Below are 14,071 nucleotides of genomic sequence, written 5' to 3'. Positions count from 1 at the left end.
AAATAACCATCTGCTATTTTAACACAGCCATTGCCGGATTGAGAAGCTTTTTTGCGGCTATGCTCCCGCTTGCTCTGGCTCACGTTTTCGTTCATCCGTGAACTCCATGGCTACGGTGTAGCCAATAAACAGTCCCCATAACAAAAAGAAACAAAATTCTGTAATGATTGAATCCCAGGTTAACCGGTTTAAAGGCTTCACCATATCCAGTTTGGGACCTACCAGAACAAAGATAATGAGCCACCAAAAAATTCCGTAACCCATGCCTGGAAGCGGCCCTTTCCATTTTTTCAAAGTGAACGTGTAAATCAGGGAGGTGAGAACGGAAAAGACAATAAAAAACAGCCACCCAGTCAAATGCCCTGCTGCAGTATAGATAAAATTGTGCTTGAAAAACGGTTCAGCCAAAAATCCCAGTGGCACAGTCGTAAAATGAAGCAGATAGAATAACCAATGCAAACCTCCCCAGATAAAACCTGCGAAAAAACCTAGCTCCACTGCAAAAGGGAAGGGCTTGGTGAAATAATGTGCCTGCCCTTGACGCTGGGTAGGACGTCTACCCCGGTCCTTTTGCTCTCCTTTGTCAGCACGCTGATTTTCCTTATGGGATGTTTGTTCGCTCGTGTGCTCTGTCATCGATATTCTCCTTCACGTTCAGTTTGCAAAACTGTGAATAAATCTCCATTTTCGTCCTAACTCTACCGGGTAGTATGTACAAATCAGGACAAAGTTAACAACATCGACCCTGTATCGACTCGTAAACTAGAAATTGCTCTCAAAATTCGATACAATAGGGTTATAAAACTGCCTTCGACCATGAAGGCCTAGAACAGAATAGGAAGGTGAATAATTTGCCTCAACAATCCAAGCCTGTCAGCTACGGGGGGCAAGCTGTCATTGAGGGCGTAATGTTTGGCGGTAAACATGTCAACGTTACAGCTGTGCGAAGAAAAGACGGCGAAATTACGTATCTGGAAGTTCCCAAGCAAGACAAGTCCTGGGTCATGAAATTGCGGCGGATTCCACTACTGCGCGGGATTGTCAGCATTATAGATTCGAGCGTCAAAGGAAGCAAACATCTCAATTATTCTGCTGACGCATATGCTGATGATGAACTGGAACCTGAAGAAAAAGCAAAGCAAAAAGAAAAAGAAGGCTCAGGTTGGAGCCTTAGCATGATTATCGGCGTTACTGCAGTAGCTATCCTTTCGTTCCTCTTTGGTAAAATTGTGCTTACATTGTTGCCGGTTGTCATTGAAAATTTTCTATTTAAAAATGCATTCGACAATCAGTTTTTGCATAATTTACTGGAAGGCGGAATTAAGCTGATTCTGTTGCTTGCCTATCTGTGGCTGATTTCTCAGACACCAATGATTAAACGTCTGTTCCAATACCATGGTGCTGAACATAAAGTCATTAGTGCTCATGAAGCCGGAGAAGAGCTTACACCAGAGAATGTGCAGAAGTATAGCCGTCTGCATTATCGTTGCGGAAGCAGTTTTATTATGTTAACTGTCATTATCGGCATATTTTTGTACTCGCTCTTCACATACGATAACCTTTGGGAACGTATGGGACAGCGGTTGCTGTTGTTGCCAGTAGTACTCGGTATTTCATTCGAATTGTTGAAGATGACCAACTCGGTTCGTGACATCCCTGTACTTCGTTATCTCGGATATCCAGGGCTGTGGCTGCAATTGCTGACAACCAAAGAGCCAACGAATGAACAGGTAGAAGTATCCATCGCTTCGTTTAACCGTATGCGTGAATTGGATGCCAAACTCGCAAACGTTTCGGCCACGTCGGAAGTTCCTGTTGCAACACTTGATCCTGTGAAAGGGTGAATGATATGAAGAAGCAGGCAATCATATTTTGGACGTTCATCGCACTCGCTGCTATTGGAATCTTGGCTAGGCTGGGAAGTGGAGGTATATCCCAAATTATCATCCCCCTCGTCGTGTTCGGAGTTGTGTTCCTGCTCTATAAATATCCGCCCCGCCGTTGGGCACGCAAGACATCATCACCAAAGATTAAACCCTCGGCTAAAACCATGGCTAAAGTTAACGCACAGTCTGGTGCCCGAAAAAGTAGCGGTGCTTCCAAAAAACGCAAGGATTATCCTTTCCAAGTCATTCAGGGACAAAAGGGTAAAAGTGATGAAGACGTTCCCAAGTATCATTAAAACGCTAATACAGACGAAACACACAGAAAAGCAATTCTCCAAACATGCGGAGAATTGCTTTTTCATTTTTATACAGGAGTCAGCGGTGGTATGTCCGTCTGTTTCTTTCTAAGCTCTCGTCTCTGTTTGTCCAGCTGTTCACCATATATCTTGGTATTCCACCCACTGAAAAATTCAGTACCAGCGGTAACACCAGATTGATATAAAGCTGTACTGTCTTGTACAGAAAGGTGAAATTCAGTCGGTTTAATTCCAAGGGTAGGAATTTTTACAGTACGGAATCGATTAACCTGTTCGATATATCGCTCATCATGAGCAGTAAGCATCGTTTCAACCAATGCCTGAAGCATACTTAGAGGCCCTCTGATTCTGGCTGGCTCTCCTTCGGTTTTGCCAACCATCTTAAAACCGACTACAGGGATGATGTCTCCTCCACGTTCTGTACGCTCTCCATCAAACAGCCAGAGCGGAAAATTGCTCAGTAATGCGCCATCCACGATGTAAACAAACTGGTCCGCAAAACGTAAACCTTTGGATAGAATCGGGGATCTGCGAATGGCAACCGGGTCGAAGAAATAGGGAATACTGCAGCTCATGCGTACGGCCTTGGCTACTTCCAGTTTCGAAGGATCAATCCCGAATCGTTTGATATCGTCTGGAAGCACCAAAATGGTGCCATTGGAAATGTCGGATGCAATGATTAGCAATTTACCTGGAGGCAGATCAGCAAACGTCCTAACCCCCTTTTTTTTCAGCATATCCCGAATCCAGCATTCCAGCGCTTCACCAGAATATAGTCCTTTCTTCAAAAACAGCCTTGCGGCGGGCCCGATCCACTTCGTATCAAAAATGGGAGAACGTCGCAGCAACGAAGCAAACGGTGTATTCTCGATAATGCCTTTCATCTCTTCCGCCGAATAGCCAGCCGCCAACAAAGCAGCTACGATGGAACCCGATGACGTGCCCGCTACGCGATTGAACTCAACACCGTGATCCTCTGCACCCTTTACGGCGCCAGCAAGTGAAATTCCCTTTACGCCGCCACCTTCAAATACTCCGTTAATCAACACAATAAAACCCCCGTTCTCCAGGCAGTCCATGCTACTACTGCCACTGTATGAGAACAGGGGTTGGTCATATTACGTTAAAATGTTTTACAGTCCATAATAGGCTTTTAATTTGGCGATTAAGCCGAGCGGGTTTTTCGTCAGGTACTGTGAGCTGAAGAAAATATCCCCTTTCACCGTATCATATTTCTCATTATATATAAGCTGATCAATGATTTCTTGGGATGTCTGCCACCCGATTTCTGGTGTACCAAGCTTATAAGGAGAGTGACCAATATACAATTTCACATCGGTATTTGCCACTTCATTGGCCCACCAGTCAACCACCTTGTCATATCTGGCAGCACTTAGTGTCATGCTCCAGTACACTTGGGGTGCAACATAGTCAATCCACTCCTGCTTGATCCAAGTCCGCACATCCGCATTCATGCTGTCATAAGCGGTTACTCCGGCTTTTGTATCAGAACCTGTCATATCAACCGATTTGTTACGCCATACACCAAATGGGCTAATGCCGTATTCAACGCCAGCTTTCACCTTGTGAATGCTCTCTCCGAGCTGCTTGACGAATTGATTGATATTGTCCCGGCGCCATTCTGCGCGGTCACTCGTATTCAATGTGTTGTATGCTTTGAAAGCCGCATCATCATTAAACGTTACATTGGAAGGATAGAAATAATCATCCAAATGTACGCCATCAACATCATACTGGTTAACCACTTCCATGATGGAATCAATAATATGCTGTCTCGCTTCCGGTATGCCTGGATTAATATACAGCTTGCCTGATGCGTTAACAATCCAGTCCGGGTGAAGTTTGGATACATGATTGGCAGCAAGCCCAGTTGTCGTTGCCGAGTTGGTAGCCCGGAACGGGTTGAACCAAGCATGGAACTCAAGGCCACGTTTATGAGCTTCCTCGATCATAAATGCAAGTGGATCATACCCAGGATCTTTCCCCTGTGTGCCTGTCAGTACACTATTCCACGGTACAAGACCTGATGGATAGATCGCATCCCCATTGGCTCGTACTTGAACAAATACAGCATTGATCCCCATATCCTTCAACGTATCAAGCTGCTGAATGAACTCCAACTTTTGTTTTTCTACATTTCCTTTGGCACTAGATGAAGGCCAGTCTCCGTTTACAGTCGAGATCCAGGCTCCTCGCATCTCATCTGTATTTGGCGTAGTTCCCGTGCCTCCAGGCTCTGCTGGTGTCACTGGAGTAGGATTGGGAGCATTGCCTGTGGCCAGATTAATCGTCTGCTCAGACTGGTTCCAGGTGACCTGAATTCCCAAGTTCTCACTGACGAATCGAATCGGTACCATAACGCGGCCTTGCTTCAGTTCTACCGATGCATCAAGATCAACCACAGCACTATCCACCGTTGCCTGCTGGCGTCCACTCGTCATCGTAATGACTGAATCGGATTTCTTGATCGTAACTGTGCGGGTAGCCTGTGACCAAAGCACAGATGCACCCAGTCCTTCGCTAATAACACGCAAGGGAACCATCGTTACATTTACTTTGGGCAAAATGTAAGGTGAAACATCAGACTCCAAACGCTGTCCATCCAAATAAATAACAATTTCCTTTTGACTAGCTGCCTGCGCCGTCAGTCCTGACGTTTGTAAACCCAGAACAAAAATGAGCAGCAGGATTAATCCTTTACGAAGCTTCATCAGTGCAATCCTCCAAAATAATTATAAATTCGCGGCAAATTCTGCTAGTTTAATAGACGCTCCTAATGATTGTTAAGTTGCGAATAATCGCCAAATTTTGGTCAGAAAAATGCAAAAGGACGCTCCCTACCGTTTTAGCGGCAGGTGCATCCTCTGATTTTGAATGGATATTCATTGTAATTTTTCAGTTAAGTCTGGCTTAAAAACTTAAGATTCTGTATTGCTCATGACATCCTGAATACTTTTGAGATCACGCAGTCGAGTCTCATCCTGGCGGAAATATTCAACCAAAGATTCGATGCAGGTAATGGAATCCCAGCTCAAATGGTGTTCTATCCCTTCAACATCCTGGTAAATATTTTCTTCTTGGACACCAATCGTCGTCAAAAATTGTTCAAGCAGATGATGGCGCTCCATCAACCGTTTGCCCATCTTTTTACCTTTTGGCGTAAGCACCAGCCCGCGGTACTTCTCATAGATCAGGTACTCGTCTTTGTCCAGCTTTTGGATCATCTTCGTCACCGATGAAGGATGTACTTCCAAACCTTCAGCTATATCAGACACACGAGCATAGCCCTTTTCATCAATTAATTTGTATATACGCTCCAAATAATCTTCCATACTGGGCGTTGGCATCTGCTTCCCTCTCTTCTCTCTGACCTGCAATATTCTTGCCTGGTCACTATCTTATAATGATACATGTTATCAATACGCATTGGCAAGTCCTGCACAATTCATTCACTATTTACAGTCCATAAAACACTTTTCGGGCTTGAATTCCTTCACCATTACGCAAGTATTGGCAAGGGTGACTTATCTCTAAACGAGGCAAACTAAGCAGGTTCCGTATTGAAAGGAGTGATTTCGTGAGTACAAGTGTAGCGCAGCCACCCGTTCGCAAAGCAAAAGGCACTAAACCCTTTATTCCCGATTTGGTGTATTTTGAACCCGGTGCGCTGGAATATGAAAAAGGTAAACGAATTATGGAATGGGTTACCTCTAGAGATATCCCATATCAGATGACGACATCCCATAATCGAATTACCAATCTCCCTGGTGAAACGGAACAGGAAAAATACCGAATGGCCAAGCGCACCCTTGTCGTCGGCGTGCGTAAAACACTCAAGTTTGACCAATCGAAGCCTTCGGCGGAATATGCCATTCCCATCTCCACAGGTTGTATGGGCCACTGTCATTATTGTTATCTTCAAACGACACTTGGGGCCAAACCCTATGTCCGTGTCTATGTAAACACCGAAGAAATCATTGAGGCTGCCAAGGGATACATTGAGGAACGTGCACCTGAACTTACCCGTTTTGAAGCAGCCTGTACATCTGATCCCGTAGGTCTGGAGCATATTACAGGAAATCTCGGTGACCTAATTCGTTTTATGGCAGATGAGGAACACGGGCGACTTCGCTTTGTAACCAAATATCATCATGTTGATCCTTTATTAAACATCAAGCATAACGGACACACTCGAATCCGTTTCAGTGTGAATTCGGATTATGTGATCAAAAATTTTGAGCCAGCCACCTCACGATTTGAAGAGCGAATTGAAGCCGCAGGCAAAATTGCTCATGCCGGATATCCGCTCGGATTCATTATTGCCCCAATTATGTGGTACGACGGGTGGGAAGAAGGATATAGCGAGCTTTTACAAAAACTTGCCGATACACTTCCCGAAGAAGCAACCAAGGATCTAACTTTTGAGATGATCCAACACCGTTTTACCAAAACGGCAAAAGCCACCATTGAGAAGCGATACCCCAAAACCAAGCTGGAGATGGATATCGAAAAGCGGAAAATGAAATGGGGCCGCTGGGGCCAGTACAAATATGTGTATAAAGATGATCAGCAGGATGCCCTGCGTGAGTTTATTACTGAACGCATTTTTGAACATTTCCCACTGGCCAACATTGATTACTTCACTTAAGCGTAGAGCTGATACCTAATATTAAAGAGCCATTGATTAAAAAAGCAGGTTACATGAGCCCAGAATCATTCTGGTTTCCATGTAGCCTGCTTTGTTCTTATTTAAAATAACCCTTGAGTAAAATAATAAAAAGCGTCGTTACTCTGTGCTAGATAATCATCCAGTCTGGTGTAATTTGCTGTAGCCAAATCGTAATTTTCGTCATCTGATCCGTGAACAACAACACTCCAAGGAACAACATTAATGCGCCTCCAGCTTTCATCATAATATTGGAATAACGCAAGATCAAGCGTGTAGAACCGATGAAAAAGGCCAAAATGAAGAACGGTAACGCAAATCCAGCCGTGTAACCCGTAATTAAAGCCAACCAGGTTGTTGGTTCGCTCGCAGCCATCGCGATGATAGCAGTCAGTATCGGCCCAATACAAGGCGACCACCCTGCCGAGAAACCAATGCCAAAAATAAATGAGCCTAAGTACCCCGCTGGTTTCCATTTCATATCCATTTTGCGCTCTTTCATTAGAAACTGAGGTTTGAACAAACCAAGCAAAAATAAACCCATTAACATGATTAAGATCGCGGATAATTGACGAATGAGATCTCGGTTATCATTGAAAAATTGGCCAAACAATCCGGCTCCCAGTCCGAGCGAATAAAACACAGCTGAGAAGCCCAAAATAAACGCCAGCGTATGAGTCAATGTCTTGAAGCGAACTTCACGCTGATTGCGCTCATCCTTCAACCGTTGTACCGTCATCCCCGTAATGTAGGAAAGATACGATGGATACAGCGGTAGACAGCATGGCGATACAAACGAAGCTAATCCTGCTACAAAAGCCAGCCACACATTAACATCAGGCATGAAGCGGATATCTCCCTTCCCTGGGGGCTCACTTGCTCTCGTTCAGACTCAGGCTCGGAACCCTTTTTTTCCAATCATCGTAAGAATCAGCATCATGATAAGCAAAAGTACAATCGTTGCTCCTGGTGCAAGGTTCCAGATCCCGGCCACAACCAGTCCAATGACCACAGCAATTTCGCCAATGACCACGGACAATATAATCGCCGATTTGAAACTTCGTGCCATCAGCAAGCTTACAGCTACCGGAATGGTCAGCAGTGCGGATACCAGCAATGCGCCCACGATTTTGATCGCCGTACTAATGACAAGGGCTGTCATCACGGTAATCAGCATGTTAAGCAATTTCACAGGCAATCCGGTTACCGCTGCGGCATCCTCTTCAAAGCTGAGCAGGAAAAACTCCTTATGTAACAGTGCTACAACGATGACCACGATCAACGTAACCACACCGACCAGCTTCAAATCTGTGGAGTCTAGTGTATAAATACTGCCGAACAGATAACTCATAACATCTGTATTATAACCTTTGCCCAGCGTGAAGAACAATGAAGCCAGCGCTACCCCACCGGACATGATAATCGCGATCGATAACTCGGCATAACTTTTGTACGCCTTGCGCAGTTTCTCGATCGCAAAGGATGCGAGCACGGCGAAAATAAGCCCCACCGCAATCGGATACACTTCAATCAGGAATCCGAGTGCAACCCCGGCTATAGTCACATGAGACAGGGTATCCCCGATCATGGATAGACGCCGCAGCACCAGAAACAATCCGATCAACGGTGCGGTGATGCCAATTAACAATCCCCCCGCAAGCGCCCGCTGAAAAAAATCACTCATTAAAATTTCCAAAACACACACGACTCCTTCGGCCTTGCTCTAATCTGGTTGCGTACTCGCGTCTAACGTACCTGGGTGGTGGTATGCTGCAAATTAGTCTCGGCGCAGTCTTCCACCTCATGGGAATGACGGACATGGAAATGTATCTTTCCGTTTGTCACCGCTGCTTTGGAACCGAGATAACTCTCCATCCGGTCCATATCATGTGATACCATCAGGAATGTCATCCGGTGGTGTTCATGCATATGGGTAATCAATTCGAAAAAACTGGCCTGGGATTCAGCGTCGATACCCACCGTCGGTTCATCCAGAATCAAGAGGTCAGGGTGATTAATAAGCGCCCGTGCCAAAAACACTCGCTGTTGCTGTCCGCCTGACAGTTGTCCAATCCGTTTGTTCGCCAAATCCTCAATCCGCATCACCTGCATAGCATCTGTGCACTGCTGCTGACATTTACGCGACATTCGGCGGAACATATTCTTATTGTTGTACAAGCCAGACATCACAACTTCCCTTACCGTCGCAGGAAACAATGGGTTAAACGCATTTTTTTGCGGAACATAACCAATCCGTTCCCAATCCTTAAATCGGCGGATCGACTGTCCGAATAGCTTGATATCTCCCTCGGCTGGAGGCAAAAGTCCAACCAACATCCGCAGCAATGTCGTTTTGCCCGCCCCGTTTGAACCGATAATTCCGACAAAATCCCTTTCCTGGACCATAAAATCGAGATTTTCAATTACTCGCTGGTCACCGTAGGAAAATGATAGTTTCTCGATCTCTATGATTGGATCATGACACAATGGCATGATTTGCTGCATGGCAAAGCCGCCCTTCATTATATATAAGGATTGCAATCGAATCCTTCAGTCTATCTTATTTTAATGCGATCAGCAGATTTTGCAAATTTTTCTCCATCAGAGTGAAATAATCATCCCCGTTGGTAGCCTGTTCTTTGGTTAAACCTTCTACCGGATTCAGGACCATGGTCTCTACACCCGCTTCATTGGCAAGAGTTTTCGCCAGTTTGTCAGATACCAACTCTTCGAAGAAAATGTATTTAATCCCTTCATCCTTCACCAACTTGGCCAACTTCACAATATCTTGTCCTGTAGGCTCCGCATCGGGAGAAAGTCCCATAATGGCATGCTGGGTCAACCCATAGTCACGTGCAAGGTACCCAAAGGCTTGGTGTGATACGACAATTTCCTTGTTGGGTACTTTAGACAATTCATCCGTAAAGTGCTGATCCAGTGTTTCCAGCTTGGTCCGCAGCTCTTCGTAACGTTGTTCATATCCTTCTTTATGTGCAGGGTCTACTTCAACCAGGCTGTTTTTGATATTTTCAGCCATTACCATTGCCGATTTTGGACTTACCCACGTATGAGGGTCCACATGATGGTCTGCGATATCCTCTGCGTTAGCTTCATCAGCATGTTCGTCGCTATGTTCATCCACCTGTTCTTCACCATGACCGTGTCCATCATCACCTTCAGCAGTCAATAGAGTAACCCCTTCACTTACTGCAACTGACTTCACCTTGGTATCGCTATTCAGTGACTTCAGGAAGTTGGGGACCCATCCTTCCAGACCTGCACCATTGTATAGAAACAACTCGGCTTTGGATGTATTCACAATATCTTGGCTCTTCGGCGTCCAGTCATGTGGTTCAACACCTGTGGGCAGCAAATTAATGACATTTGCATCTTCCCCGCCAATAGTGGAAGTAAACGCATAGACAGGATAGAAACTCGTGATCACATTCACTTTGCCTTCCACCAGCTTGGCACTATCCGAATTATTCTGACCGCATGCCGACAATATGAGCAAACTAAGAACAAGCAGACCGCTGAGCAACAATTTCATATGCATTCTTCTACCTGTCACTTGAGTCCGGTTTAACTGGTCTAGATTTCTTCCATTATAAAGTTTCACTAGTATTCACTCCGCATCTCTTAATCGTAAACATTACTGAAAGAATTATAGGTAACCTGCTCGAACTTGTCAAGCCGCTTTGTCCTATCCATTCTTTCCTTGAGCACGGAGTTCATAACAGTATATGCTTGTTTTCTTCCTATCAGATCCGATTTCATCCCAAAATAAAAAGTGACCCGATTCTCATCGAGCCACCTTCTATTACAACTATATAAATCAAAACCTTGTTGCACCCTCAAAGTATTATTTTACTTGTGCACCATTAGGCATATTATCCGGTACCGTTGCCAGAGTAAGCTGGTCGCCATGAGATGCGGCCAGGATCATGCCCTGGGACAGTTCACCGCGCAATTTCACAGGCTTGAGGTTCGTCACACAGATGACTTTGCGTCCAACCATATCTTCAGGTGAATAAAACTTCGCGATTCCCGATACAACCTGACGTTGCTCATAGCCAAGATCCAGCTGCAACTTCAGCAATTTATCGGCTTTCTTGACCGGTTCACAAGCAATTACTTGAGCGACACGCAGTTCCACTTTGGCGAAATCGTCAATACTGATCTCTTCTTTACCTTCTGGTGCTGTGACGGGTTGAGCGGCTTCAGAAGAGCCTCCACCATCAGCTTGAGCTGCCTCAGGCTGCGCTTCAGCTTTTTTGCTTCCAGTCATCGCTTCAGCAATATAAGCAATCTCCTGTTCAGAGTCCAGACGTGGGAAGATCGGGTCACCCTTCTGCAATGCGTTGCCAGCTGGAATAACACCCCATTGCTTCGCTGTATCCCAAGCCGTCAGTTCACCTTCCTGAATGCCGAGTTGTTCCCAAATCTTGCGCGGAGCACGTGTCAGGAACGGCTGCAAGAGGATAGAAGCAATCCGCAAGCTTTCAATCAGATGCGACATTACCGATGCCAGTTCATTGCGTTTTGCTTCATCACGAGCCAGAGCCCAAGGCTGAGTCTCGTCAATGTATTTGTTACTGCGGCTAACAAACTGACTGATCGCTGTCAACGCTACGGAAAATTGCAAGTTTTCCATAGCCTGCTCCACTTTCTCCACAGCAGCAAGACCCGCTTCTTCAAGAGATGCATCAAATTCGGTCACACCAGAAGTAAACTCAGGCGCTTTGCCTTCGAAATATTTGTCCACCATGGCTACCGTACGGTTCAACAGGTTTCCAAGGTCATTGGCCAGGTCGGAGTTCACACGTTCTACAAAGCTTTCTGGAGTAAATGTACCATCTGAACCAAATGGAACTTCACGAAGCAGGTAATAACGCAGTGCATCCAGACCATAACGGTCAATCAGAGTTACCGGATCAACGACATTGCCTTTTGATTTTGACATTTTGCCGTCTTTCATCAACAGCCAACCGTGTGCGAATACTTTCTTCGGTAAAGGTAGGTCCAATGCCATCAGCATAATGGGCCAGTAAATCGTATGGAAACGAACAATTTCTTTCCCTACCAGATGCACGTCCGCAGGCCAGAATTTGTTGTAAAGCGATTCGTCGGATGAACCATAGCCCAGAGCTGTAATGTAGTTGGACAACGCATCAATCCATACGTATACAACGTGTTTCGGATCACCTTTAACTTTGACGCCCCATTCGAAAGTTGTCCGGGATACGGCCAAATCTTCCAGACCTGGCTTGATGAAGTTGTTGATCATTTCATTTTTGCGGGACTCCGGCTGAATAAAACCCGGATTCTCTTCATAATATCTCAGCAAACGATCCGCATACTTGCTCATCCGGAAGAAGTAGGATTCTTCTTTTACCAGCTCCACCGGATGTCCGCTATCTGGACTTTTGGCCGAGATAATTTCGCCTTTGTCATTCTTCTCCACATCAACCAGTTGGGTTTCCGTGTAATACGTCTCATCCGGGATACTGTACCAACCTTCGTACTCACCCTTGTAGATATCCCCTTGTTTCAGCAAACGGTCAAAGATATCCTGTACCACTGTTTTGTGGCGCTCCTCCGTCGTACGAATGAAGTCGTCATTGGAAATATCCAGTTTGTTCCACAGTTCCTTGATGCCAACCACGATGTCGTCTACAAAAGCCTGCGGTGACTGTCCTTTCTCCTGTGCCTTGCGTTCAATCTTCTGTCCGTGCTCATCGGTTCCTGTTAAATAACGAACTGCATAGCCACGCAGACGTTTGTAACGAACCATAGCGTCACCCGCTACAGTCGTGTAAGCGTGCCCGATATGCAGTTTGTCACTCGGATAATAAATCGGTGTTGTCAGATAAAATGTTTTTTGATCAGCCATAGATGACTTCTCCTCCTTCATATAGTCGTGCTTTTTCATTGCATTTGCCTAAAAAAGAACACAAAAAACTCCCGTCCCTGTATGGGACGAGAGTTGCTCTCACGTGTTACCACCCAAATTCCCCGTGCTTTTCACAAACCACAGGCTCTGCCGGTCCTTCGACCGCCCATTAACGCTGGATCACGCCTCAGCCTTACGACAGCCGTTTTAATCAACGTCTGCACGCTCGAAAGAGGTTCCTCCGGGACCATATTCCATCCTCCTCCCAGACCGGTTCTCAGCTCATCCGGCTCTCTGCACTGGGGGTGTGTCTGTACTTATCCCTTCACTGGAAATCATATAGAACTACTGAAAACCAAACTTTTGGATCAGATATACATACCAAAAATATACTGAAATACTGCCTCCTTTGTCAAGTGGACAGCAATCTTGATTCAACTCAAACCGGTAAAATCGACCATTGGATTGTTAATCCGATACCATAACAGTCTTTTCAGCCTTGGGCGGCACCAGATCCACTCCGCCTGGATGAAATGGATGGCATTTCGCAATACGCTTTGCCGCAAGAAGCGATCCTTTGAACGCACCGTGCACCTCAATCGCCTCCATCGCGTAAGCCGAACAAGTAGGATAGAAACGACATGTCGGCGGCTTCAAAGGAGAGATATAGCTACGATACACCCGAATGGGAGCCTGAACCAGTCTGCGGGATAACTTCATCGTCAGTGCTTCCCGTGAGTGTGCTGATGACCAGATGACACTTTGGCTGGCACATGTTCAGCACAGTCCTTACAGTACCCGAAAACTTCAAATTTATGATCGACAACCTGGAATTGCTCAGGCGCATCTGCAAGCTGCATTGGGCAAAAAACGATTGGATATGTCTTTTGGCATTTCAAACAAATCATATGGTGGTGATGGTGATCCTCGCTGCAATGTGCTCTGAACTTCACCCCATCTTCAAAGATGACCTGCTCCAGCACACCCAATTCTTGCATGACACGCAAATTCCGGTACACCGTGTCAAAACTCAGTCCGCTGTAAGTCTTACCCATATATTCATAGACGTCCTTGGGTGTCAAATACCCAGGGGATTCGGCAAATAACCGGGCCAGTGTCTTCCGCTGATCCGTAATGCGGAGCCCCTGCGAGGACATGGTAGTAATAATCTGTTCTGTCGACAGCATGATCTAAAGCACCTCCTGTCATTTGAGCATTCTGCATAACCCCCAAAGAGCGAGACTTCAATTCCAGCAATACTTAGATCGGAATGGTTTTATTCGTCTAG

General features: G+C 45.7%; 14 protein-coding genes. 3 read left to right on the top strand and 11 right to left on the bottom strand.

All coding sequences use genetic code 11. The annotated features are described in order from the left end of the window. Positions 1 to 57: 57 nt before the first annotated feature. Positions 58 to 636, bottom strand: coding sequence for a YqhR family membrane protein (locus MHB84_RS23255; protein ID WP_076291867.1), 579 nt, complete (start codon positions 634 to 636; stop codon positions 58 to 60). Between the two features lie 215 nt (positions 637 to 851). Between MHB84_RS23255 and MHB84_RS23250 the strand changes: the two genes are divergently transcribed. Together MHB84_RS23250 and MHB84_RS23245 are read left to right on the top strand one after the other, a co-directional pair. Further along, positions 852 to 1,844 (top strand): DUF1385 domain-containing protein, encoded by a 993-nt coding sequence (locus tag MHB84_RS23250; RefSeq protein ID WP_063565687.1) that lies wholly within the window; start codon positions 852 to 854, stop codon positions 1,842 to 1,844. A gap of 5 nt (positions 1,845 to 1,849) precedes the next feature. Continuing rightward, positions 1,850 to 2,182, top strand: a complete 333-nt coding sequence (locus MHB84_RS23245) for a hypothetical protein (RefSeq protein WP_076291866.1) — start codon at positions 1,850 to 1,852, stop codon at positions 2,180 to 2,182. Between the two features lie 68 nt (positions 2,183 to 2,250). Here the strand turns inward: MHB84_RS23245 and MHB84_RS23240 are convergent, their stop codons facing one another. From MHB84_RS23240 to mntR, 3 genes are all read right to left on the bottom strand, one after another. Beyond that, positions 2,251 to 3,252: a patatin-like phospholipase family protein gene (locus tag MHB84_RS23240; protein ID WP_076291865.1), complete on the bottom strand. Its 1,002-nt coding sequence runs from the start codon at positions 3,250 to 3,252 to the stop codon at positions 2,251 to 2,253. An 84-nt stretch (positions 3,253 to 3,336) separates the two neighbouring features. After that, positions 3,337 to 4,935 (bottom strand): family 10 glycosylhydrolase, encoded by a 1,599-nt coding sequence (locus MHB84_RS23235; protein WP_076291864.1) that lies wholly within the window; start codon positions 4,933 to 4,935, stop codon positions 3,337 to 3,339. 207 nt (positions 4,936 to 5,142) lie between these two features. Next, positions 5,143 to 5,571, bottom strand: a complete 429-nt coding sequence (gene mntR / locus MHB84_RS23230) for a transcriptional regulator MntR (protein WP_076291863.1) — start codon at positions 5,569 to 5,571, stop codon at positions 5,143 to 5,145. Positions 5,572 to 5,801: 230 nt separating this feature from the next. Here mntR and splB point away from each other — a divergent pair, with 230 nt between their 5' ends. Beyond that, entirely contained in the window at positions 5,802 to 6,872 is a 1,071-nt protein-coding gene (gene splB, locus MHB84_RS23225; RefSeq protein WP_076291862.1) for a spore photoproduct lyase, read from the top strand. Positions 6,873 to 7,020: 148 nt separating this feature from the next. Here splB and MHB84_RS23220 read toward each other — a convergent pair whose 3' ends face one another. The 7 genes from MHB84_RS23220 to MHB84_RS23190 all read right to left on the bottom strand — a co-directional run bounded on the left by MHB84_RS23220 (position 7,021) and on the right by MHB84_RS23190 (position 13,970). Continuing rightward, positions 7,021 to 7,734, bottom strand: a complete 714-nt coding sequence (locus tag MHB84_RS23220) for a cytochrome c biogenesis CcdA family protein (RefSeq protein ID WP_076291861.1) — start codon at positions 7,732 to 7,734, stop codon at positions 7,021 to 7,023. Between the two features lie 48 nt (positions 7,735 to 7,782). Then, positions 7,783 to 8,586: a metal ABC transporter permease gene (locus MHB84_RS23215; RefSeq protein ID WP_024631018.1), complete on the bottom strand. Its 804-nt coding sequence runs from the start codon at positions 8,584 to 8,586 to the stop codon at positions 7,783 to 7,785. A 50-nt stretch (positions 8,587 to 8,636) separates the two neighbouring features. Next, on the bottom strand, positions 8,637 to 9,413 hold the full coding sequence (locus tag MHB84_RS23210) for a metal ABC transporter ATP-binding protein (RefSeq protein ID WP_246318198.1): 777 nt from the start codon (positions 9,411 to 9,413) through the stop codon (positions 8,637 to 8,639). 37 nt (positions 9,414 to 9,450) lie between these two features. Beyond that, positions 9,451 to 10,440 carry a metal ABC transporter solute-binding protein, Zn/Mn family gene (locus tag MHB84_RS23205; protein WP_256716936.1) on the bottom strand — a complete coding sequence of 330 codons (990 nt, stop codon included), beginning with the start codon at positions 10,438 to 10,440 and terminating at the stop codon, positions 9,451 to 9,453. Between the two features lie 312 nt (positions 10,441 to 10,752). After that, positions 10,753 to 12,822 (bottom strand): methionine--tRNA ligase, encoded by a 2,070-nt coding sequence (gene metG / locus MHB84_RS23200; RefSeq protein WP_256716935.1) that lies wholly within the window; start codon positions 12,820 to 12,822, stop codon positions 10,753 to 10,755. Positions 12,823 to 13,251: 429 nt separating this feature from the next. Further along, on the bottom strand, positions 13,252 to 13,503 hold the full coding sequence (gene yidD / locus MHB84_RS23195; RefSeq protein ID WP_076291858.1) for a membrane protein insertion efficiency factor YidD: 252 nt from the start codon (positions 13,501 to 13,503) through the stop codon (positions 13,252 to 13,254). 2 nt (positions 13,504 to 13,505) lie between these two features. Beyond that, positions 13,506 to 13,970 carry a Fur family transcriptional regulator gene (locus MHB84_RS23190; protein ID WP_063565677.1) on the bottom strand — a complete coding sequence of 155 codons (465 nt, stop codon included), beginning with the start codon at positions 13,968 to 13,970 and terminating at the stop codon, positions 13,506 to 13,508. Positions 13,971 to 14,071 lie beyond the last annotated feature (101 nt).

The organism is Paenibacillus sp. FSL F4-0087, assembly GCF_038020215.1.
Taxonomy (GTDB): Bacteria; Bacillota; Bacilli; order Paenibacillales; family Paenibacillaceae; genus Paenibacillus; species Paenibacillus taichungensis.
This window is presented reverse-complemented; position numbering and strand designations above follow the sequence as displayed.